This window comes from Streptomyces brasiliensis (assembly GCF_014647875.1).
GTDB classification, from domain to species: Bacteria; Actinomycetota; Actinomycetes; order Streptomycetales; family Streptomycetaceae; genus Streptomyces; species Streptomyces brasiliensis.
The window spans coordinates 147,685-168,913 of the sequence record NZ_BMQA01000016.1 but is presented as its reverse complement, the minus strand read 5'-3'; the positions used below and the strand labels follow the sequence as shown (position 1 = coordinate 168,913).

20 protein-coding genes and 4 pseudogenes are annotated in these 21,229 nt (G+C 71.6%); 8 read left to right on the top strand and 16 right to left on the bottom strand.

The features are described from left to right. Position 1 precedes the first annotated feature (1 nt). From IEZ19_RS24360 to IEZ19_RS24350, 3 genes are read right to left on the bottom strand one after another with little or no spacing between them, the layout of a single operon-like run. Positions 2-1,336: a hypothetical protein gene (locus IEZ19_RS24360; protein ID WP_229840676.1), complete on the bottom strand. Its 1,335-nt coding sequence runs from the start codon at positions 1,334-1,336 to the stop codon at positions 2-4. Beyond that, positions 1,333-1,431: a DUF397 domain-containing protein gene (locus IEZ19_RS50945; protein WP_229840674.1), complete on the bottom strand. Its 99-nt coding sequence runs from the start codon at positions 1,429-1,431 to the stop codon at positions 1,333-1,335. The genes IEZ19_RS24360 and IEZ19_RS50945 overlap by 4 nt, the downstream gene beginning before the upstream one ends. Further along, positions 1,428-1,604, bottom strand: a complete 177-nt coding sequence (locus tag IEZ19_RS24350; protein ID WP_189313424.1) for a hypothetical protein — start codon at positions 1,602-1,604, stop codon at positions 1,428-1,430. The genes IEZ19_RS50945 and IEZ19_RS24350 overlap by 4 nt, the downstream gene beginning before the upstream one ends. Positions 1,605-1,728: 124 nt before the next feature. Between IEZ19_RS24350 and IEZ19_RS24345 the strand changes: the two genes are divergently transcribed. Further along, the gene (locus IEZ19_RS24345; RefSeq protein ID WP_189313403.1) at positions 1,729-2,397 is read left to right on the top strand and encodes a pyridoxine/pyridoxamine 5'-phosphate oxidase; all 669 of its coding nucleotides are present in this window, start codon (positions 1,729-1,731) and stop codon (positions 2,395-2,397) included. A gap of 174 nt (positions 2,398-2,571) precedes the next feature. On the opposite strand, the gene IEZ19_RS24340 is transcribed toward IEZ19_RS24345, so the two are convergent. The 5 genes from IEZ19_RS24340 to IEZ19_RS24320 all read right to left on the bottom strand — a co-directional run bounded on the left by IEZ19_RS24340 (position 2,572) and on the right by IEZ19_RS24320 (position 6,345). Then, a complete protein-coding gene (locus IEZ19_RS24340; protein ID WP_189313402.1) occupies positions 2,572-3,768 on the bottom strand; it encodes a hypothetical protein in 1,197 nt (398 codons plus the stop codon). A gap of 160 nt (positions 3,769-3,928) precedes the next feature. Further along, positions 3,929-4,807: a GNAT family N-acetyltransferase gene (locus tag IEZ19_RS24335; protein WP_189313401.1), complete on the bottom strand. Its 879-nt coding sequence runs from the start codon at positions 4,805-4,807 to the stop codon at positions 3,929-3,931. 39 nt (positions 4,808-4,846) lie between these two features. Continuing rightward, on the bottom strand, positions 4,847-5,449 hold the full coding sequence (locus IEZ19_RS24330) for a GNAT family N-acetyltransferase (protein ID WP_189313400.1): 603 nt from the start codon (positions 5,447-5,449) through the stop codon (positions 4,847-4,849). Positions 5,450-5,497: 48 nt separating this feature from the next. Then, positions 5,498-5,896: a Zn-ribbon domain-containing OB-fold protein gene (locus IEZ19_RS24325; protein WP_189313399.1), complete on the bottom strand. Its 399-nt coding sequence runs from the start codon at positions 5,894-5,896 to the stop codon at positions 5,498-5,500. Beyond that, positions 5,893-6,345, bottom strand: coding sequence for a DoxX family protein (locus IEZ19_RS24320; protein ID WP_189313398.1), 453 nt, complete (start codon positions 6,343-6,345; stop codon positions 5,893-5,895). The genes IEZ19_RS24325 and IEZ19_RS24320 overlap by 4 nt, the downstream gene beginning before the upstream one ends. A 196-nt stretch (positions 6,346-6,541) precedes the next feature. Here IEZ19_RS24320 and IEZ19_RS24315 point away from each other — a divergent pair, with 196 nt between their 5' ends. Continuing rightward, positions 6,542-7,732, top strand: a complete 1,191-nt coding sequence (locus IEZ19_RS24315) for a flavin-containing monooxygenase (protein WP_189313397.1) — start codon at positions 6,542-6,544, stop codon at positions 7,730-7,732. 409 nt (positions 7,733-8,141) lie between these two features. Then, positions 8,142-8,738 (top strand): flavin reductase family protein, encoded by a 597-nt coding sequence (locus IEZ19_RS24310; protein WP_189313396.1) that lies wholly within the window; start codon positions 8,142-8,144, stop codon positions 8,736-8,738. Here IEZ19_RS24310 and IEZ19_RS24305 read toward each other — a convergent pair. Next, positions 8,735-10,045 (bottom strand): MFS transporter, encoded by a 1,311-nt coding sequence (locus tag IEZ19_RS24305; protein ID WP_189313395.1) that lies wholly within the window; start codon positions 10,043-10,045, stop codon positions 8,735-8,737. The genes IEZ19_RS24310 and IEZ19_RS24305 overlap by 4 nt on opposite strands. Positions 10,046-10,116: 71 nt before the next feature. On the opposite strand from IEZ19_RS24305, the gene IEZ19_RS24300 reads away from it, so the two are divergent. After that, a complete protein-coding gene (locus tag IEZ19_RS24300) occupies positions 10,117-11,157 on the top strand; it encodes a GlxA family transcriptional regulator (RefSeq protein ID WP_189313394.1) in 1,041 nt (346 codons plus the stop codon). Here the strand turns inward: IEZ19_RS24300 and IEZ19_RS24295 are convergent. Next, the gene (locus IEZ19_RS24295) at positions 11,056-12,315 is read right to left on the bottom strand and encodes an MFS transporter (protein ID WP_189313393.1); all 1,260 of its coding nucleotides are present in this window, start codon (positions 12,313-12,315) and stop codon (positions 11,056-11,058) included. The genes IEZ19_RS24300 and IEZ19_RS24295 overlap by 102 nt on opposite strands. Before the next feature lie 112 nt (positions 12,316-12,427). After that, a pseudogene (locus IEZ19_RS24290) lies at positions 12,428-12,921 on the bottom strand (zinc-binding dehydrogenase); the annotation flags it as partial. A gap of 5 nt (positions 12,922-12,926) precedes the next feature. Here IEZ19_RS24290 and IEZ19_RS24285 point away from each other — a divergent pair. Further along, positions 12,927-13,430: pseudogene (locus tag IEZ19_RS24285) on the top strand (cyclase family protein); the annotation flags it as partial. Positions 13,431-13,728: 298 nt separating this feature from the next. Here the strand turns inward: IEZ19_RS24285 and IEZ19_RS24280 are convergent. From IEZ19_RS24280 to IEZ19_RS24270, 3 genes and pseudogenes are all read right to left on the bottom strand, one after another. Beyond that, positions 13,729-14,193: an ATP-binding protein gene (locus tag IEZ19_RS24280; RefSeq protein ID WP_189313421.1), complete on the bottom strand. Its 465-nt coding sequence runs from the start codon at positions 14,191-14,193 to the stop codon at positions 13,729-13,731. A 554-nt stretch (positions 14,194-14,747) separates the two neighbouring features. After that, positions 14,748-15,700 (bottom strand): annotated as a pseudogene (locus IEZ19_RS24275) (acyl-CoA dehydrogenase family protein). A 1-nt stretch (position 15,701) separates the two neighbouring features. After that, positions 15,702-16,092: pseudogene (locus tag IEZ19_RS24270) on the bottom strand (acyl-CoA dehydrogenase family protein); the annotation flags it as partial. 124 nt (positions 16,093-16,216) lie between these two features. Between IEZ19_RS24270 and IEZ19_RS24265 the strand changes: the two are divergent. Next, entirely contained in the window at positions 16,217-17,725 is a 1,509-nt protein-coding gene (locus IEZ19_RS24265; protein ID WP_189313392.1) for a class I adenylate-forming enzyme family protein, read from the top strand. Here IEZ19_RS24265 and IEZ19_RS24260 read toward each other — a convergent pair. Further along, positions 17,704-18,216, bottom strand: a complete 513-nt coding sequence (locus tag IEZ19_RS24260) for an EF-hand domain-containing protein (RefSeq protein WP_189313391.1) — start codon at positions 18,214-18,216, stop codon at positions 17,704-17,706. The genes IEZ19_RS24265 and IEZ19_RS24260 overlap by 22 nt on opposite strands. 175 nt (positions 18,217-18,391) lie before the next feature. Continuing rightward, positions 18,392-18,772 (bottom strand): STAS domain-containing protein, encoded by a 381-nt coding sequence (locus tag IEZ19_RS24255; RefSeq protein WP_189313390.1) that lies wholly within the window; start codon positions 18,770-18,772, stop codon positions 18,392-18,394. Positions 18,773-19,116: 344 nt separating this feature from the next. Here IEZ19_RS24255 and IEZ19_RS24250 point away from each other — a divergent pair, with 344 nt between their 5' ends. Beyond that, positions 19,117-19,701 (top strand): sigma-70 family RNA polymerase sigma factor, encoded by a 585-nt coding sequence (locus IEZ19_RS24250; protein WP_189313389.1) that lies wholly within the window; start codon positions 19,117-19,119, stop codon positions 19,699-19,701. Then, positions 19,698-21,146 (top strand): zf-HC2 domain-containing protein, encoded by a 1,449-nt coding sequence (locus IEZ19_RS24245; protein WP_229840672.1) that lies wholly within the window; start codon positions 19,698-19,700, stop codon positions 21,144-21,146. The genes IEZ19_RS24250 and IEZ19_RS24245 overlap by 4 nt, the downstream gene beginning before the upstream one ends. Positions 21,147-21,229: the final 83 nt, after the last annotated feature.

Genomic DNA, 21,229 nt, shown 5'->3' with positions numbered 1-21,229 from the left:
GTCACGGCAGGACGACCACGTTGGCGGTGTTGTCGCCGGGTTCGGGATCGACGCCGTCGGCTTCCAGCGCCTTCGCGCGAAGGGCGACGAGACCGGTGCCCGGTTCGGCAAGGTCTAGGGTGAACTTGTAGGTCCGCGTGGCACCCGGCTCGAGCACGTAGAGCGGACAGTTGTAGCTGCCGTCGTCCTCGAGCGGGCAGGCCGGCTCGTAGACGTCGTCGTCGATGGCCTCCATGGGCTGCGCCCGTACGACGGCACCGGGTGGCGGCGTGAACCGCAACCGGCCGGTGGCACCTGGGTCTCCGGGCCCGTCGTTGTGCACCGTGAGGCGCAGTTCGCGTTTCTTGCCGACGTGCAGCTCGTTCACGGTCACCCGGTAGTCGGCGTGCAGGTCCAGGCCGACGAGCGTGCGGATCGGGCCGTTCACGAAGGTCGCGCCGTCCGTGCGGGCCGGGACGCGGACGGCCTCGAGCGCCGGCCCGTCCCCCGGGTCGCCGTTGTCCGGTACGGCGCTGTACTTCGCCGGTCCGACGTCCAGCGGCCAGACCTCCTGGGTCACTTCGCTGAAGATCCGTGTCTTCCCGGCACGCAGCGGCAGGGAGGGCCGCAGGGTGACGGTCTCACCGGGCGCGATACGCAGGCCGGGGAAGCGGCAGACGGCCGCCCGGCCGTGCTGCTGGGGCGGGTAACGGCAGTTCGAGTAGCGCCGGCGGAACTCGGTGTTGTCCCCCGAGTGCACCATGAGCCCGAGTCCCCGCACCGGGACCTCGCCGGTATTGCGTACGGTGACGGTGGTGGCGACGTCGGCGCCGGGGTGTATGTGGTCCAGGGCCGGGGCGACCCGCAACCTCGGTACGGGCTCGCCGACGACGACCCGGGTACGCGTCGTGAGTGTCTTCCCCTCCTTCGTCGCGAAGGAGAACCGGATCACCGCCGAGTCGCCGGGTTCACCGTCCTTCGTGGCCGTGGGATAGACACGGTCCGAGCCGACCCAACTGTCGTACTGTCCCTGGACGGTGCAGACCACGTGCGTGTCGCTCCCGCGACACCCGTGCCCACTCTTCACCCATAGCCGAACCGCCCCCTCGGCCCCCACCAGGTCCATCGTCAGCCGGTGATCGGCCGGCCCACCACCGTTGAGGACGTCCGGGTCCTCGGCCTTCAGGTGGAACGGCACCTTGTTGTGCGGGCCTGCCGTGTCGCCGTGCGGGGGCAGGTAGAAGACCTTCGGGGCGGAGATGCCGGTGGCCGGGGATGCCGTTGCTCCTGGACCGCCGGAGCAGGCGGTCAGGCCGACGAGGAGCAGCAGGACGGCGACGAGGGGGCGAGGAGTCATCGGACGGCGTGCGGGGTCTTGGCCATCTCAAGGCATTCGCCGCCCTCGTTGCCGCTGTAGCCGGACTTGAACCAGGCCAGTTCGCTGGAGTTCACAGTTGCCCTGCCTTCCTCTCGATGAGCGCGATGGACTCCTGAGGGGAAGCGCATGAGCCCGAAAGCACGCCGAAGAGGTCGAACAGCTCGCTCACCTGCTCCGGCTCGTACAGCAACTTACTGCCGCCGCGCACCGCCACGAACACCGAACTGCACGCCTCGGCCGCCGGCACTTACCCGCTGACCTGGCGGGCCGGGGCACCGGAGGTGGGGAGTTCGTGGCCGCCGAGTTGTTGCACGGGGTGCCGATGGTGCAGCTTGCGCATCCCTGCGGGAGGCCGGAGCGATACTCGGCGCATGGCAGCAACGGATCTTGATCAGCTCCTGAGGTCACTGCGGGTGTGGGCGCCGGGGGTGACGGAGCTACGGCCCTTCGACCCGGCGACGGCACCGGAGGCTCCGCTCCCATTGTTCACGAGGTGGTTCGCGGAGGCGGTGGCAGCGGGGCAGCCGGAACCGCACACGATGTCGCTGGCGACCACGGACGAGGGGGGCAGGGCGGACGTACGGATCGTGATGCTGCACGGCGCGGACGAGGAGGGCTGGGCGTTCGCGACGCACGCGACGAGCCGCAAGGGCCGGGAACTGAGCGCGCACCCGTACGCGGCGCTGGGGTTCTACTGGCCGGTGCTGGGCCGTCAGGTGCGGGTGCGGGGGCCGGTGACGTCGGCGCCGTCGGCGGAGAGCCAGGCGGACCTGCACGCGCGGTCGACGGGGGCGTTGGCGGCGGCGCTGACGGGGCGACAGAGCGGAGTGCTGGGTTCGGTGGAGGAGCTGAGGCGGGAGTCGGAGGCGGCGTGGGAGAGGGCGAGGGCGAACCCGGCGACGCCGTCCCCGACGTGGACCTTGTACCGACTTGCCCCGGAGGAGGTGGAGTTCTTCCAGGGCGACCCGGATCGCAGGCACGTACGGGTGCTGTACCGGAGAATGGCGGAGGGCTGGCGTCGATCGTTGCTGTGGCCGTGAGCCGGAAGGTCCGCAGATCGACGAGCTCACCTTCGGCTACGGCCGCCGCACCGTCACCACTTCCGGCAGGGCGCGTTCGCACTTCGCTTCCGGCGGGACGCGGGGAACCGCGCGGCTGGGTGGGTCCGACCGAGCCGCGGAGGCACGCAAGGACCCACCCAGCCGGCGCAGCCGTCAGAGCTTCCCGGAGTATCCGAGCGGCTTTTGGGTGTCAGGGTCCCCGCCGGCGTCGGCAACCGCCCCGACCACATCCAGCCGCCCGCCGGGGGCGACAGAGAGCCCGTTGATCCAACGGACCTGCCCGTCGGCCGACGGAAGGGCAGGCCGGCCCCACCGGCCGGCGTCCAGCCGCATCGCATAGGAGTCACCGGAGTTACGGTTCTCCGCGGCGACGGCCACCCCGCCCGGCGTGGGCACGAGCTTCTTGATCAGCCGCAGCACGGGCGGAGTGCCCACCTTGCTCCACACCCCGCCCACCTGATGCAACAGCAGCGCATGCCCGGTGTCCGACTCCTTCAGCAAAGTCCGCCCCGCGGCCCACAGCGACCCGTCCTGGTCGACCGCCATGTCGTAGATCTCGCCGTTCACCCCGGTCGAGGGCAGGTCGACGGACGACCACTTCTGTCCGTCGAAGTGCTTCAGCGCGGGGGTGTCCTCGCCGGTGTACCCGCCCACCCAGATGTCGTCCGCTCCCCGGCTGACCACGCTGATCGCGTAGAAGTCCGCCGCGTCCGGAAGTGCCACGCGCTGCCAGGCCGAACCGTCCCAGCGTTCTGCCAGACCCTCCCGGTGCTCGGTGGTGATCCACGCGCCCGGCTTGTCCGGGTCGGGCACCTTGCCGTCGACGACGTCGGCCCAGCCGACCGCCCACACGTCGTCACTGGCAATCGCCGAGACCGACGTGAGGTTGCCGAAGTGGCTCGACTCCGGCAGCGGCGCGGTGACTGTCTGCCAGGCCTGCCCGTCCCAGTGCTCGGTGAGCAGCCCGTGCAGGTTGACACTGTCGGACATGCCGACCAGCCAGGCGTCGTCGCCGTCCGACCCCGGCACCGCGGAGGCGCCGTGGAGTTCGTTGGGGTCACCGGAGTAGGCAGGCAACGGCACCTCGCGCCAGCCCTGTCCGTCCCGGTCGTCCTTGCTCAGCAGCAGCGGCGTGTCTGACTGCTCGACGCCCCGGTGCATGCCGAAGGCCCAGGTGGTGTGGTCGTTCACCTGGTAGGAGTCGAGCAGATCGCCGCCGATGGTGGGCAGGGGCTCCGCCGTGAGGACCGAGCCCTGAGGTTCGGCGGTGGCCGCCGTAGCCGTACCGACCGTCGTCAGGCCGGCGAGCACCATCGCCGTCGCCACCGCCGCGCTTGTCCACGAACGCATCCGTGAGTCTCCTCATCGTGAAGGAAATGCCTTTCACTCACTCAGTGCGCCGGGACCCAGGAGACGTTGCACCTGACTTTCCCCACGGATTCGACCCCGGCGGGTGGAAGCACGACACCGGCCAAGAAGCGGGCGGCCGCCACCAGCCGACGGCCGGCTCTCAACTCCCACCGCCTCCGAAGTCGTACATCGTGAAGTCCGCGACGCCCCGGTACCCGATCCGCTGGTACAGGCCGTTGCTCGTCGGGTTGGCCAGGTCCGTGAAGAGAAGTACCTCGTCCGTCCCGGCGTTCCGGGCCCTCCGGCTCACCTCCGCCGTGACCGCCCCCGCGTAGCCCCTGCCGCGCAGGCCCGCCGGGGTGTAGACCGCGGCCACCCTGACCTGTCCCCCGACGCTCGGGGTCAGGCTCGCCATGGCCGTCGGGGTGCCGTCGGAGGTCTCCCAGAGCGTGACGCCGTCGTGGGCCAGGCGGGCGTCGGTCCACTCGGTGGGGGACAGCAGGCCCGGCTGTCCCACGGCTGTGCAGAACTCCTCGATCCAGCGCACCAGCAGGCCTCGGTCACGGTCTTCGGCCAGCCTCGCACGTCCCTCCGGTGCCGGCTCGGGGGTCGTCAACCCTCCCAGGCGGTAGAGCCGTTGCTGCTGGTGGACGTTCACCGGCTCCCCGGTCAACCGCTCCCAGGCCCCCGCGAACGCCTCCGCCGTGTCACGCACCGCCGACACCCCGGACAGCGGATGGCCGAGTACGTGGAGGTGAGTCGCCAGCGCCTCCGCCTCCCGCGCCGTCAGCGCCGTCACGCCCAGCGGGTACGGCGGCGTCTGCAGCAGCGTCGCCCGGACCTTGCCCGTGTCGCCGTCCTCCAGCACGCCGAAGAGGGGCGCTTGTGGGCCGTAGACATACAGTCCGCGCGTGCGCAGCGCTTCGGTCACTGTCAGCGGGACCGTGTGCAGAGCGGGACGCGACCGCAGGAAGCCGCCCGCCCGGGAAAGGAAGTCGTCCAGGTCTTCGGTGAGGTACCAGGTGTGGTCGATGCTCATGCCTCATGGTCTCGCCCGAACCCCTGCCACGTCGGTTGATCAGCGCTCGAGTGGATCGGGGTCCGTGACGAGCCGTGCGTGCAGGTGCACGTCCCGGAACGCGTCCAGCCGCTCCGCCTCGAACATCGCTCCGCGCAGTGTCCCCTCGTACGGGAATCCGCACTTCTGCGCTGTCCGGCAGGACGCCTCGTGACCTACGGCATGCCCCAACTCCAGCCGGTGCAGTCCGAGCTCCGTGAACGTCCAGCGGGCGGCGAGGGTGAGCGCCCGTGTCGCCACCCGCCGTCCCCTGGCCTCCGGGAGGACCCAGTAGCCGATGCGGGTGACTCGGGCGACGTGGTCGATCGCGTTGAGGCCGACGTGACCGAGCGGCATACCGCTGTCCGCGTCCGTGACACAGAAGTGCGCGCAGCCGCCGTCCGCCGCGTTCGCCGCCATCGCGCGCAGGGAGTCGCGCGCGCTGTCGAGGTCGGTGACCGGCCGCAGCGGAGAGTTCCACCGCCGGAATTCCGGGTCCGTCCGGCCGCGCAGCCAGGCCGCCACGTCGGCTTCCGCGTCCGCGTCCCAGTGACGCAGGCGCAGACCGTGACCGTGGAGTTCGGGACCGGGTTGGACGGCGGGCCGTTCATGCGCGGAAGTCATGCTCCCAGTGAATCCCGGAGCCCGTGTCACCGGACCCCGGGCCCCGCGTCACCCGCCCGCCGGGGCGAACACCGGCACGCCCTCCCGGAACGCCACATCCAGTTCCGCCCCCGCCCTCAGCTTCCCCGGCTCGCACCCCACCAGCTCCGTCATCATCCGTGGCCCTTCTGCGAGGTCGACCACGGCGGCCACGTACGGTGTGCGCTCCGGGAACGGTGGGAGGTCGTTCCGGTGGACCGTCGACCAGGTGTAGAGGGTCGCCCTGCCGCTCGCCTGCTCCCAGTGCACGTCCTCGCTCCAGCAGTGCGGGCAGAACTCCCGTGGGTAGTGGTGTGCCCGGCCGCACGCCGCGCATCTGCGCAGGAGCAGTCGGCCCTCCACCGCCGCGTCCCAGTACGGGCGGGTGAAGGCGTCCGGCTCAGGTACGTCGTAGCGCGCCGCCGTCATCCGAACCACCCCAGCGCAGCGTCCACCGACCAGGTCTGCCACGCCATCCCGAACAACCCCACCACCGAGATCAGCGTCATCATCGCGTTCTGCCCCTGCTCGGCCCACTCGTGGATCATGAGCGTGAAGTAGAGGAGGTTCAGAAGCAGGCCGCCGATCAGGGCGACCGGAGTCAGGAAGCCCAGGATCAGGCCCGCCCCCAGGGACAGTTCCGCGTAGACCACGACGTACGACATCACCCTCGGCCGGGGCCGGACCACCGTAGCGAAGCCCGAACGGACCGGCGCCCAGCGGTGTTTCGCCGCCACGTCCGCTGCCCAGGCGATGCCGCTCCCCCGCTCGAACCACGCCTTCTTGTCCTTGTGCCGCCAGCTCTCCAGCCACCACAGCCCGAGGCCCATGCGCAGCACGGCCAGCCACTCCGCACCGGTGAGCCAGATCGTGTCCATGGGCTCTCCCCGCCATTGTTCTATCTGACGGTACGTCAGTTCAGCGGACGAAAGGTGCTCGTCAAGACCGGAGGGACACATCCGAGTGCCCTACGCCACCATTCCCACCCACTCCTCCTACATGCGTGATCAATCCGCAACCAATTCCGGTCTTGACCGAGACCCATCAACGGAGTGCGTGATTACGCTCGCGCTCATGACCGCCTCCGCTGTGTCCGCGAATCCCACCGACCGTCCCGTATACGTCATAGGGGCCGGGCCGGGCGGTCTCGCCGTGGCGTACGCGCTGCGCGCCCGGGGCATACGGGCCGTGGTGCTGGAGAAGGCCGACGGGGTCGCGTCCTCCTGGCGGCGGCATTACGACCGGCTCCATCTGCACACCACCCGTCGGCTGTCCGGCCTGCCGGGGCTGCCCATGCCGCGCCGGTTCGGGCGGTGGGTGTCGCGGGACGACGTGGTGCGCTACCTCGAGAAGTACGCCGAGTTCCATGAGCTGGAGATCGTCACCGGTGTCGAGGTGTCGCGCGTCGAGCGCACGGCCGACGGCACGGGGTGGCTGCTGCATGCCACCGGCGGGCGTGAGCTGACCGGGGGCGGCGTCGTCGTCGCCACCGGGTACAACCACACCCCGCGCGTACCCGAGTGGGCCGGACGCGACGCGTACACCGGGGAATTGCTGCACGCCGGCGCGTACCGCAACGCCGAGCCCTACGCCGGGCGGGACGTCCTCGTCGTCGGGGTCGGCAACACCGGCGCCGAGATCGCCGTGGACCTGGTGGAAGGAGGCGCGTCCCGGGTACGGCTGTCCGTGCGCACCGCCCCGCACATCGTGCGCCGGTCGACCGCCGGGTGGGCCGCCCAGTACACGGGTGTGCTGGTACGGCGCCTGCCCGTCGGGCTCGTCGACCGGCTCGCCCGGCCGATGGCGAAGCTCAGCGTGCCCGACCTGGCCGAGCACGGGCTGCCGCGCCCCGAGACCGGGCTGTACAGCCGGGTCAAGGACGGCTCGATCCCCGTCCAGGACGTCGGTCTCATCGACGCCGTGCGCAAGGGGCGGGTCGAGGTCGTGGCCGCCGTCGACTCGTTCGAGGACGGGAAGGCCGTCCTCGCCGACGGCAGCCGTATCTCGCCCGACGCGGTGATCGCCGCCACCGGGTACGTCCGCGCCCTGGAGGGCCTCGTCGGCCACCTCGGCGTGCTCGACGCGCGCGGCAAGCCGGTGGTGCACGGCGCCCGCACGCCGGCGGACGCCCCCGGCCTGTACTTCACCGGCTTCACCAACCCCATCAGTGGCATGTTCCGCGAGCTGGCGATCGACGCGGAGAAGATCGCGAAGGCCGTCGGACGGAGGGCGACGGGGCGGGTATCCCGGCTTCCCGTGCAGTAGGTGAGGAGTTCCGCCTGTTCGCGGACTTTGCCTGCAGACCCGTTCCTGACACAGCGTCAGCTCAGTAATCTGGAAATATCTGACGCTGCGTCAGTTCAGGTCGGCGCCCGCACCGCCGCCTCCCGGCGGACGCCCGCGAAGGCCTCCGGGCCTTCGCCGAACGCCGGAGTCCCGGTTTCGGAGGACGGTGAGGGTCAGGCGGCCCGCTTCAGGATCCGCAGGCCGCCCGCGTCCGGGTCGCCGAAGAGCACGAACCGTTCCGGGTGCTGCTCGGTACCGCCGATCGATCAGTGCGTGTCCTTGCCGCAGCCGCTGCCGAACCTCAGGAGCACGCCGTCCCGCCTGCGGGTGGTTCTCGAGGGCGCCGCCCCCCTTCCTATCTGACGCATCGTCAGCTTATGGGGGCGTGATGGGACATGCGGGGATGTCGGCCGCCGCCGTCCGTTACCTCAGGGCGGAGCACCTGCCCGTCGGCGTCGAGCCCCTTCCGCGCCCCGAGCTGCGGTGCGTTCGGGAGGACGAACGGGCGCCGGTGGGGCAGGACGAGTTCCGGCGTGTACTGGGGAGCTTCGCAACCGGTGTGACCGTCGTCACGGCACCCGCAGGTGGGGGCGAGGACCGTCCCGCCGGGTTCGCCTGTCAGTCCTTCTCGTCCTTGTCCCTGGACCCGCCCCTCGTCGCCTTCATGGTGGGGCGTACGTCCACGACCTGGCCGCGGCTCGCCCGCGCCGGCGTCTTCTGCGTCAATGTCCTGGCCGCCCACCAGGGCGAGTTGTGCCGGGGCTTCGCCGTGCGCGGCGCGGAGAAGTTCGCGGGGGTCGCGTACGACGCGGCGCCCGTCTCCGGCTCACCTCGCCTGGCCGGCACGCTCGCGTGGGTCGACTGCACCGTCCACGCGGTGCATACCGGCGGCGACCATCTCATCGTCGTGGGGCGGGTGGACGCGCTGGGGACGGCCGACGAGGACGCGGACCCCCTGCTGTTCCACAGGGGGCGCTTCGTCTAGCCCGCCACCGGTACCGGGACCGTGACCACCGGCCGACGCCGGATGACCAGGGCCATCAGGGCTGCCGCCGCGCACAGGGTGCCGGAGGCGTACCAGACCATGTCGTACGAGCCGAAGACGTCCCGGGCCACGCCGCCGAGGAAGGCGACCAGGGCCGCGCCGACCTGGTGGGAGGCCAGGACCCAGCCGAAGACGATGGCGCTGTCCTCGCCGTAGTGCTCGCGGCACAGGGCCAGGGTGGGCGGGACGGTGGCGACCCAGTCGAGGCCGTAGAAGACGATGAAGAAGATCATCGGTGGGTGGACGGACGGCGCCAGGAGCATCGGGAGAAACAGGAGCGAGATGCCGCGCAGGGCGTAGTAGACCGCGAGCAGGCGGCGTGGTTCGAAGCGGTCGGTGAACCAGCCGGAGGCGATCGTGCCGACCACGTCGAACACGCCGATGACGGCGAGCAGCGAGGCCGCCGCCGTGATGGGCATGCCGTGGTCGTGGGCCGCGGGCACGAAGTGGGTCTGGATCAGGCCGTTGGTGGAGGCGCCGCAGATCGCGAAGGTGCCGGCCAGCAGCCAGAAGGGGCCGGTGCGGACGGCCGAGAAGAGGGTGCCGAGCGTGCGGCGGGCGGCGCCGGTGACCGGGGGCGGCTTGGGCACGAACTCCTTGGCCCCGTACGGCTTCACTCCCACGTCGGCCGGGTGGTCGCGCAACAGCAGCCAGACGAAGGGGACGACCGCGAGGGCGGCCAGGGCGACGGTGACGGCGGCCGGACGCCAGTCGTACGACTCGACCATCCACGACAGCACCGGCAGGAAGATCAGCTGGCCGGAGGCGGAGGCCGCCGTGAGGATGCCGCTGACCAGGCCCCGGCGCTCGGTGAACCAGCGGTTGGTGACCGTCGCCGCGAAGGCGAGCGCCATGGAGCCGGTGCCCAGGCCGACCAGCAGACCCCAGCACAGCAGCAGTTGCCAGGCCGCCGTCATCCACACCGTCAGGCCCGAGCCGACGGCGATGACGGTCAGCGCGACCGCGACCACCCGGCGGATGCCGAACCGGTCCATCAGCGCGGCGGCGAACGGCGCGGTGAGCCCGTACAGCGCGAGGTTGATGGAGACCGCGGCGCCGATCGTGCCGCGCGACCAGTGGAACTCCTGATGCAGCGGGTCGACGAGCAGGCCGGGCAGCGAGCGGAAGGCCGCCGCGCCGATGATCGTGACGAACGTGACGGCGGCGACGAACCACGCGCGGTGCACGCGGTTCGGGTTCTGTTTCGGCTGCTGCACGTCGAACGCGGCTTCCGTTGTCTGAGTCACGTCATAGAGCTTCCGATACGGGACCCTCTCCATCGAGTGGCCCGAAGGACAGCATTCGTTAGGATCGGGTCATGAGCAGTGAGCCGAGCAGTGAACCGGAGTTCCGCCCGCACCGCGTCGTCGTCCTCGCCCTGGACGGTCTGCTGCCCTTCGAGCTGGGCATCCCGCACCGGATCTTCGGCCGCCCCAAGGACGAGCGGGATCGGCATCTGTACGAGGTCGTGACCTGCTCGATCCGGCCACCCGGCCCGGTCCGCACGGACGCCGACTTCGCCATCCAGGTGGAACACGGCCCCGAGGCGCTGGCCACCGCCGACACGGTCGTGATCCCGGCGTCGTACGAGCTGGGCCCGGTCTTCGAAGCGGGCAGGCTCACGGACGAACTGGCCGCCGCCCTGGCCCACATCCGCCCCGGCACCCGGCTCGCCTCCATCTGCACCGGCGTGTACGTCCTCGCCGCCGCGGGTTACCTCGACGGCCGTCCCGCGACCACGCACTGGGCCGAGGCCGAGCACTTCCAGCGGATGTTCCCGAAGATCAAGGTGGACGCCGACGTGCTGTTCATCGACGACGGCGACGTGCTGACCTCGGCCGGTGTCGCCGCCGGGATCGACCTGTGCCTGCACATGGTCCGTCGCGACCACGGCACGGCGATCGCCAACGAGGTCGCCCGCCGCATGGTCGTGCCCCCGCACCGCGACGGCGGCCAGGCGCAGTACATCCACCGCCCGGTGCCGGACCCGCAGTTGTCCACCACGACCGCCGCCCGCGCCTGGGCGCTGGGCCGCCTCCATGAGCCGATCCAGCTGCGCGACATGGCCGAGCAGGAGGCCATGTCGGTGCGCACCTTCACCCGCCGCTTCCGCGAGGAGGTCGGCGTCAGCGCCGGCCAGTGGCTCACCCAGCAGCGGGTGGAACGCGCCCGGCACCTGCTGGAGTCCACCGACCTGTCCGTGGACCGGGTGGCCCGGGACGCGGGGTTCGGCGCGGCCCAGTCGATGCGCCAGCACCTACAGGCGGCGCTCGGGGTCACGCCCACCGCCTACCGGCGGACCTTCCGGGCCGCGACCGTCGGGAGCGAGTGCCACGACCGGGTCGGCAGCATGCGCTGACAGGTCGGTGCGTCTCTCGCCCCACCAGCCGACCGCCGTGAGCGCGACGGTCAGCGCGACGCCCGCCAGGATCGCCGTGGACGGCGCGGCGACCTGGAGCAGGGCGCCGGCCAGGGAGCCCGTGCCCGCGTATCCGGCGCCCACGGCCGCGTACATCACCGAGTAGCCGGCGGCCAGCGCGCCCGGCGGAAGAGCCTCGCGCAGGGAGAGGTTGCGGGTGAGCATCGCACCCGACTGGAGCAGGCCCGCCAGGGCCAGCGCGACGGCGATGCCGCCCGCGCCCGGTATCAAGGCGACCAGGGCCACCGCCGCCGCCATCCCGCACATCAGCACGGCACTTCGGGTGCGCAGCAGCCCCGGCCAGGACCGCGCACCGTATGCGAACGCACCCACGGCGGCGGCCACCGACATCGCGGTGAGCAGCGGTCCGGCCCAGCCGACGCCTATGCCGCGCTGTTCGAGCAGGGCGGGCAGGACCAGTTCGGCGAGGGCCAGCAGGGAAAGGCTCGCGGCGCCCGTCACGTACACCGGCCAGGCGCGGGAGAGGACACGAAGCCTCGACGTCCCTTCCCGCTCGGGCTCGTCGGCCTCCCACCCCACGGGCAGCAGCCACATCCCCGCGGCCGCCGACGCCATCAGGCCGGCCTCGAGCAGCAGCGGGACGCCCGGGGCGACACCGAGGGCGAGGCCGGTGACGGTGGCCGGGGAGACGGCCCACACGGCGAACGTGAGCATCGATTCGACCGACAGCGCCTGCGCCGCCGCACCCTCCGGAACCAGCGAAGTGAGCAGCGTGCGCAGCCCGCCGGGTGCCGCGGCCGGCCCGGCACCGGCGAGGAAGGCGAAGGCGCCGAGCATCACGGGATGCGCGTCGGGAAACACACCGAGTCCCGCGAACCCGAAGGCCCCCGCAGTGAGCCCGGCGGCCAGTTGCGGCCGGGCACGCTCGGGTCTCAGCCGCACACCGAGCACCGGCGCGCCGACGATCTCGCCGATCACATAGGCGGCGGCCAGGGCAGCGCCCAGCGAATAGCCGCCGGGGCGTTCGCGGACCAGGAAGACCAGGGCCAGCGGGGCCATGGCGACCGGCATCCGGGCACCGATGGCCACGCAGGCCCAGGTCAGGACCTGTTTGGAGGCGACTTCGCGGTAGCTCATGCGACGACCGTAGGGGTCGGCACCGACAACGCACGACAAGATTCCCCAGACCTGTGGACAACTTCCGCGCCCCGCAGGCACCGAGACCTCAGCGCCTCAAGGGCACCAGGCCTCAAAAGGTGAGCACCCCTCGCGCGACCCGCCCCGCCTCCGCGTCCGCCCGCGCCTTCTCGAAGTCCTCCACCGGATAGGTCGCGGTGACCAACTCGTCGAGCAGTAACCGGCCTTGACAGTACAGCTCGGCGACAGGGCGACGTCGCGCTGGGGACGCGAGGAGCCGTAACGACAGCCGAGGATCGACTTGTCCAGATACATGGAGGAGACGAGGAAGGACGCCTCGGCGGTGGCGGGCGGCACACCGAAGAGCACCGCCTGGCCGTGCCGGTCGAGGAGATCGACGGCGGCCCGGACCAGCTCCGCACGCCCGACGCATTCGAAGGCATGGTCGGCACCGCTCGGCAGCAGCTCCCGCACCCCCTCCACCGACCTCAGAAAATCGGTCGCCCCGAACTGCCGGGCCACCGCCTCCTTCGCCGGATCGGAGTCCACCGCCACGATCCGCAGCACACCCGCGATCCGCGCGCCCTGGATGACGTTCAGCGGTATCGCCACGGCACGTCGTCTCGCGCGGGGTGCTGCTGGACGTGGCACGCGCGCGTGGCGTGGAGCGACTGACGGGCGGCCACGCGGTCACCCCGGAGGATCTGGAGGCGGCGGAGGAACTCGCCGGCACGCGCGTGCGTGCCGGCGACGTGGCGCTCGTACGGACCGGGCAGGTGCAGGTGTATCTGGCCGGGGACAAGCACGGGTACGGCTATCCGTCGCCGGGTCTGTCGGTGCGTACTTCGGAGTGGTTCCACGCGCGCGATGTCGCGGCCGTCGCGAACGACACGCTCACGTTTGAGGTCTTTCCGCCCGAGATCGAGAATCTGTGGCTGCCCGTGCACGCCCTCGACCTGGTGGAGATGGGCATGCTGCAGGGCCAGAACTGGAATCTCGAAGAGTTGTCCACAGCCTGTGGAGAAGTGAACCGGTACGCGTTCCTGCTGTCGGCGATGCCAGAGCCGTTCGTCGGCGCGACGGGCACTCCGGTCGCACCGGTGGCCGTCCTGTAGATCGCGTTGCATTCCGGGTGGCGGCGCGCGGCCGCCCACCCCGGGCACGGCCCGGTGCGCCGCCATCCGGCTCGACCCACACTCGACGAGGGTCTCCGTCACCAAGACCCTCGCCGTCCCCTCACGGCGAATCGTTGACCTCCAGCGTGATCAGCCGATCACGAGGCGTCAACACCCGTGCTGCGGTTTGTGACTTACATCCCTTTTTCGGCGCGTGCGCATGGAATCACGCCCCGGCGCACCGCCCGCCGCACGACAGGGGACTCGGCGGCTTTCTGCGCCCGTGCTCCCGAGGTGCCTACACGGCCTCGAACGCCAGCCCTTCGTACGCCTTGAGCCCTCCCGCGAACGCCGCCGCGGCGGCCTCCCGGGGCTCGTCGCAGCGGTCCAGCTCGCACCAGATGCGCTTGCCCGCGCCCTCGGGGCTCCAGCCCCAACGGTCGGCGAGACCGTCGACGAGGGCGAGTCCGCGCCCGCCGGTCGCGGCGGCGTCCACGCACCGCGGCACCGGCGCACGGGTGCTGGCGTCGGCCACCTCCAGACGCACCGTGGCCGCGTCCTCCGCCGTGCCGGGCAGGCACAGCCGCAGCACGGCCGGACAGCCGGTGTGCACCACGGCATTCGTGACCAGCTCGGAGACGAGCAGAATCAGGGTCTCGGCGAGTGGCTCGTCATCCGCTATGCCGGACCCGGCGAGCCGCGAGCGGGCCCACCTCCTCGCCCGCCCCACCTCCGCGGGGTCGGGCCGGATCTCCAGCTGCACTTGAAGCACCTGCACCGCTCACACCATCCGAACCGGCGGACACATGAACCCGCGCCGCGCGATCGTCACGAGTGAGGTCGCGACGCATACCACGACGAAGGCCACGATCGTAGCCATTTTCTGCATGGCCAGAACAACGGCCAGAGCAAGGGTCACGGAATGTGATTCCCTTACGAGACAGCATGGTTGACGTACAGTCACCCCAACAAGCGCTTCGGGCATATTCCAGCGCGAAGGAGTACGCGTGCGGCATACTGTGCGACGCTCGCGTCGGGGAGTCGAACAGGCGGGGGCGAAAGCCCTGGCCACCGTGCGAGCAGCGGCGCGCACCGCCGGATGCGGGACCGCCCCGGGGGCGCCGCCGGCATGGCTCGTGCTCGGAACCACTCGCATCCCACAGAAGGTACCGGAGCGGACACCCGACTCCATGTCGTGACGAGTCACGCGTTGGACACAACCCGGTATCAACGCTCCGTGATTCCGGTCGACCACAGTCCGCTACATCCCGCGCAGGTGGTGCGCCGGTTGCACGGCCCGGCGCGGATTCCGGTGACTCAGGCGACCAGTTCGGCGGCGAGCTTTTCCTCACTCTCCGTACCGCATCCGCCACGCCGAGACCGCACCCACGCCCGTTTCAGCAGCAGATGCACCTCGGACTCCCAGGTGAAGCCCATGCCGCCGTGCACCTGGAGACAGTCGCGGGCGCCGCGCACGGCCGCCTCGTCGGCGAGCAGCCGGGCCGCCGCGATGTCCACCGGGTCCCCGGTGACGGCCGCCGCGTAGACCGCCGCGCGGGCCGTCTCGGCACGCACCAGCAGCTCCGCGCACAGGTGTTTGACCGCTTGGAAGGCCCCGACGGGCTGTCCGAACTGCTTCCTCGTCCGGGCGTGTTGCACGGCCAGCTCGCACGCACGTGTGGCGGTGCCGAGCTGTTCGGCGGCGGTGAGGAGTACGGCCGTGTCGTCGCGGGCGTCCGAGGCGGGCACTCGGTGCAGGGGCGGCAGGTCGCCCCGCCCGCCCGGGACAGGTGCCCGGTGCAGGCACGTGAGGTCGTCTCGCGCGTCCGGTGCCGACATCCGGTGCAGCGGGGTCAGCGGATCCACCGAGCACAGCGGTACGGCCCCGGTGGCGTTCCCGTGTACGACGTCCGCCTCCGCCAGCCACTCCACGAGGCCGCCGTCGACGGCCGTCACGACCGTCTCGCCGCCGGCTGCCCCAGGCACGTTCCCGGCCGCGAGGTGCGTGGCGACCAGGGGGCCGGGCAGCAGGGCCCGGCCGGCCTCCTCGAAGGCCAACACCCCTCCGGCAGACCGAGTCCGACCCCGCCGTCCGCCTCGGGGAGCCGCAGCGCGAAGAAGCCCGCCGCGCCCAGCTCCCCCCACAGCGCCCGGTCCAGTCCTGGTGCCGCGACGGCCGCCCGTAACGCTCGAGCGTCGAATCTCCGCGCGAGCAGTTGCCGTACGCCGTCCCGCAATGCCCGCTGGTCGTCCGTCAGTTGGAACCGCACGTCACCGCCCCTTCGGCAGGCCGAGGATCCGCTCGGCGACGATGTCGCGCTGGATCTGCGAGGTGCCGGCGGCGATGGTGTACGACAGCGAGGAGAGCCGGTCGAGGACCCACGGCCGGTCGAGGTCGAGGGACGCGTCGCCGAGGACGTCGGCGGCCGTGTCGTACAGCTCCTGACGGGCGTGCGAATACCTCAGTTTGAAGACCGAACCCGCCAGGCCGGGCACCTCCGCCACTGGTCTCCGCCTCGCCCACGTTCCACTGCGTCAGCCGCCACAGCGCGCGGAACTGCGCGTTCAGCGCGCCGGGCCGCCGCCTGAGCGCAGGGTCGTCCCAGCGGCCGTTCCCGCGCGCCTCGCGGGCCGGTTCGCCCAGGACGCGGCGGCAGGAGACGCCATTATCTGATGGACCGTCAGATCCACTTGATCCAGCAGGCTAGTCCCGCACCCCTGGACCGACAAGGCGCACGGCCCAACGCTCTGCCACGATCTGACAGCCCGTCAGCTTTGAGGCCGCCGTGAACGCCACCGCACACGACCTGGGCACGTCCCGCACCCTCTGGGACCTGCTCGCCCGCCGCGCCGACCTCACCCCCGACCGCCCGGTGTTCCTCCAGCACCGCCGCCGACTGACCTTCGGCGAGCTGCGCGACCGGGCCGAGCGGACGGCGGCGGGCCTGTGCGGCATGGGCGTACGCCCCGGCACGGTCGTGGCCTGGCAGCTGCCGACCCGCATCGAGACGGCCGTGCTCTCCTTCACCCTGGCCCGTCTGGGCGCCGTGCAGTCGCCGGTCATCCCGTTCTACCGGGACCGCGAGGTCGGCTTCGCGCTGCGCGAGTCCAAGGCCGAGTTCTTCGCCGTACCGGGCGTCTGGCGGGGGTACGACCACACGGAGATGGCGCGACGGCTGGGCGCGAAGGGGATCTTCGAGGCGTACGACGGCCTTCCCGACGGCGATCCCGAGCTGCTTCCCGCACCGCCCGCCGACGGCACCTCGGCGCGCTGGATCTACTGGACCTCGGGCACCACCTCCGATCCCAAGGGCGTGCTGCACACGGACCGTTCACTGATCGCGGGCGGCTCCTGCCTCGCCCACGCGCTGCGCCTCACTGCGGACGACGTGGGCTCGATGGCGTTCCCGTACGCGCACATCGCCGGGCCCGACTACACGGTGATGCTGCTGCTGTACGGCTTCCCGGCGGTGCTGTTCGAGCAGTTCGCGCTGCCGGACGCGCTGGACGCGTACCGCACGCACGGGGTGACGGTGGCGGGCGGGTCGACGGCGTTCTACTCGATGTTCCTCGCCGAGCAGCGCAGGCAGCCGGGCGAGAAGGTCATCCCTACGCTGCGGCTGCTCGCGGGCGGCGGGGCGCCGAAGCCGCCGGAGATCTATGACGCCGTCGTGCGCGAGATGGGCGTGCAGCTCACCCACGGCTACGGCATGACCGAGGTGCCGTTGATCACGATGGGGGCTCCCGACGACACCGTGGAGAACCTCGCGACGACCGAGGGCAGGCCCCCGAGGGGAATGGAGATACGGATCGTCGACGGGGAGGTGCTGCTGCGCGGGGAGGGCGTCTGTCAGGGCTATCTGGACCCGGCGCAGACCGCCGAGGCCTTCGACGAGGAGGGCTTTCTGCGCACCGGTGACCTGGGCTTCCTCTCCGGCAGCGGGCATCTGGTGCTCACCGGGCGCCGCAAGGACGTGATCATCCGCAAGGGCGGGAACATCTCCGCAAAGGAGATCGAGGACCTGCTGCACGGACACCCGGACGTCGGGGACGTGGCGGTGGTGGGTCTGCCGGACGCCGAGCGCGGGGAGCGGGTGTGCGCCGTGGTGGAGCGGTCGCCGGGGGCCGGGGAGCCGACGCTTCGGGCGCTGACCGCGTATCTGCGCGCGGAAGGGCTGTCCGTCCACAAGCTGCCCGAGCAGCTGGAGGTGGTGGACGCCCTTCCGCGTAACGAGACACTGCGCAAGGTGCTGAAGTACAAGCTCCGGGAGCGTTACTCCGGGACCGTGAAGTAGCGGGCGAACGCGGGCACGATCTCCGCCTCGCCGACCTTGCCGTCGCCGTCGGTGTCGAGTGCGGCGGCGATCGGTCCGGCGACCGCCTCGTCGACACCGAGGATGCGCAGCACGCGCGCTGTGTCCTCGACAGTGGCCGCGCCGTCGCCGTCGGTGTCCGCGACGGCCAGGGCGGCGTGCAGGAAGGGGCGGGCGATCTCCGCGAACCGGTCGGGGTTGTCGCGCAGCCGCTTGACGGCGCCGTTGACGAACTCGTCACGGGTGATGCGCTGGTCGCCGTCCCGGTCCGCTATCCCGGCCATCCCCTGCCAGAACGCCTCGGCTCCGGCGTACAGCGCCTGTCCCTTGTCGGAGCGGGCCGCCGTCGCGAACTCGGCGAGGAGTGCCTTGGCCGCCCCGCTGAAGTCCTCCCGGTCGATGTAGCCGTTGCCGTCCTGGTCGAAGGTGGCGAACCGGGCCGCGATCCTGCGCCCGTACTCGGTGCTGACCATGTCTCTTCGGGCCGCCTTACGTCACGTGGGGTCTATCTCGCACGGAGCGTACGACGCCGGAGCCGGTCCGGGAGCGGGAAAACGACGCTTGTGCCAAGACCGGGGGAATTCCGCGACAACAGCGGCACGCTGGGAGCGGTCTCATGGTGAGGGAGGTCCCGGGCCGATCGTGCTCTCACGCCGACAGCGGGCCGGCCTCGTCGTCGGTGGCCGACTCGACGTCCGGATGGACGTCGAAGAGGCGGCGTACACCGAGGGCGCCGAGGACCCGGTTGACGTGCGAGCCGTCGTCCGCCCCGCGAGCCGGCAGGATCAGCCGCAGCCGGCCCTGGCAGGAGCGGATCAGCCGGCGGGCGGCTATCAGCACGCCGACACCGCTGGAGTCGCAGAAGAACACGTCGGAGAGGTCGACGACGAGGCTGTGATGCCCCTCGGCCACCGCGTCGTGCACCCGCTGGCGCAGCACCGGCGAGGTCATCAGGTCCAGCTCGCCCGACACCTCGAGCACGGCCCAGTCGCCGCGCTCGACTTCGATCACCTTGAACGCCACCACCACGCCCTTCGCTCGCCGGGAGTTCCCGGAGGATGAACCGTCCGGAAACGGAAGTAATTCCTACACTTCCTTGCAGCGCGGCTGCCCACCGGCCGTTCCCTGAAACACGACGGCAGAAACGGAAAACGGTCAGAAGAGGCTTGTTTTAGTCGTCTTCGATCCTGTTCGATCAGATGCGGGCCCGGCCCGGGCGGTCCCCTCAGCCCGCACGGACCGCGGGGCCCACTACCACCTGCGGCCCGGCAGGGGGCGCACAAAGCGACAAAGGGGCGGCGCGGCCGGACGTGCCGACTACATTCGAGGAGACGGTGGATACACGCTGGGCACGGGCATCGGGAGGGGGCCGTATGGCGAAGCAGGACGCACCGCCCCGCTGGGACCGCAAGATGCAGCAGCGGCTCGCACGCGGAGAGGCGGCCGCCCTCGGTGAGCTCTACGACCGCTTCGCCTCGCTCGTGCACGGCCTCGCCCACCGCGTCCTCGACGACGAGCGGGCCGCCGACGCGATCACCCGCGAGGTGTTCACCCATGTCTGGGAGCACCCGGACGCCTACGACCCCAAGCAGGGCCCCCTGCGCTCCTGGATCGCCGATCTGACCCACCGTCTCGCCGTGCGGCGGCTGCGCGCCACCGAGACCGCCGCGCTGACCCGCGGCGAGGACGGCAGCGCCGAGGACGCCGCCCAGGAGCTGGAGCTGAAGGTCCGGCGCGCCTCGATCGCGGCCCGCGCCGACTACATCGTCCACTCCATGCCCACCCCGCTGCGCATAGCCCTGGAGCTGGCCTACTTCCAGCGCCGCGACTACCGCCAGACCGCCGCCGACCTGGGCGTCACCGAGGACGAAGCCCGCCGCCGGCTGCGCCTGGGCCTCCAGCTCCTGTCCACCGCCCACGACACCGGGACACCACCGGAATACGGAGGTGCGGTGTGAGCGGAACGGGAGGCTTCGGGGCGCACGACGACCAGGGGGACGGTCCGTTCGAGGGCCCGCACGACGGCTCGTACGGCGACGGGGAGCGGGACGACCAGGAACGGAACACGGACACCGGCGCCGGGAACGGCGACGCGGGTGGGCCGGAACAAGGGGGACACGATGCACCGCAGGGTGGCGCGTCGGCGCCGGACGGGCCCGGCGGCCCGGACGATGCGGCAGGTGCTGGTCAGGCATCCTGGCGGACGCCGCGCATACCGCTGCCCCGGGTCTCCGTCGAGGACAGCGGGCTGCCCCTGCCCGACCTGGACGACGTGACGCCCGCCCCGCCGGCCCTGCCCCACGGTGTGCTGCGCTCGCTGCTCGGTGCCTGGGCGCTGGCCGCCTGCTCGGCCGCCGAGACCGCCGCCGTCGAGGAACACCTCGGCGAGTGCGGCCCCTGCGCCGACGAGGCGCTGCGGCTGCGTGACGCGGTCGGCCTGCTGCATCAGCCCGAGAACCTGGACCTGGACCCGGCCCTGCGCACCCGCGTCCTGGCGAGCTGCCTGGAGCGCAGGCCGGCGCGTATCCCGGTGCCCGAGTGGGCGGTGCCGTACGACGCCGAGACCGCGCGGCTCGACGCGCTGCTGCAGGACATCGGCGACGCCGAGTGGCACGCACCGGTACGGCTGCGCTGGTTCGAGGCCGACGCGCCGACGAGCCGCCGTACGACCGTCGCCGGGGTGATCGCCCACCTGCTGTCGGTCGACGGGCTGGTCGCGGTGGCGCTGGGCCTGGACGACCCGCTGCCCGAGGCGATCGCGCAGGGCGCCGTGGGACCGGCCGCGCGCACCGAGGCGTACTGGCGGGCCTCGCACTTCCCGCCGACCCGCACCGTACGGGCACCGTGGCGGGAGCAGAGCCACAACGTCGTGCGGACCGTGTCGTTCACGGGCGGCGGTGCCGGGAAGCTCGGGGTGTCGTACGGCGACTTCGAGCTGCCGCTGCACGACGCGATGCTGGACCGGGCCTTCGAGTGCTGGGTGCACGCGGAGGACATCGCGGACGCGGTGGACTACCCGTACGAGCCACCCTCGCCGCGGCACCTGCACAGCATGATCGATTTGGCGGCCCGGATGCTCCCGGTCGCGCTGGCGGCCCGCCGCCGCGACGGGCTTGCTGCGCCGGGCCTCACCCCGCACCTCGTCCCGGCCGGCGCACCCGGCCGCAGCCTGCGCCTGGAGATCGAGGGCATGGGCGGCGGCCAGTGGTTCATCCCGCTCGACTCCCCGGGAGCGGTGGGCTCCGCGGAGGCCGAGGTGGCCCATGTCGCCCTGGACGGCGTGGAGTTCTGCCGCCTGGCAGCGGGCCACGTGTCTCCTGCGGAGGCTGCGGCGGGGCAGGTCGGTGACCGGGACGCGATCAGAGAGGTTCTGTTCGCTGCGGCTGGGTTGAGCCGGATGTAGGGGTGGGTCCGGGTGCGTGAGCGGCTGTGGGCAGCCGGTGGCCGGTCGCGCCCACACGGCGGAGCCGCGAATCGATACAGCCC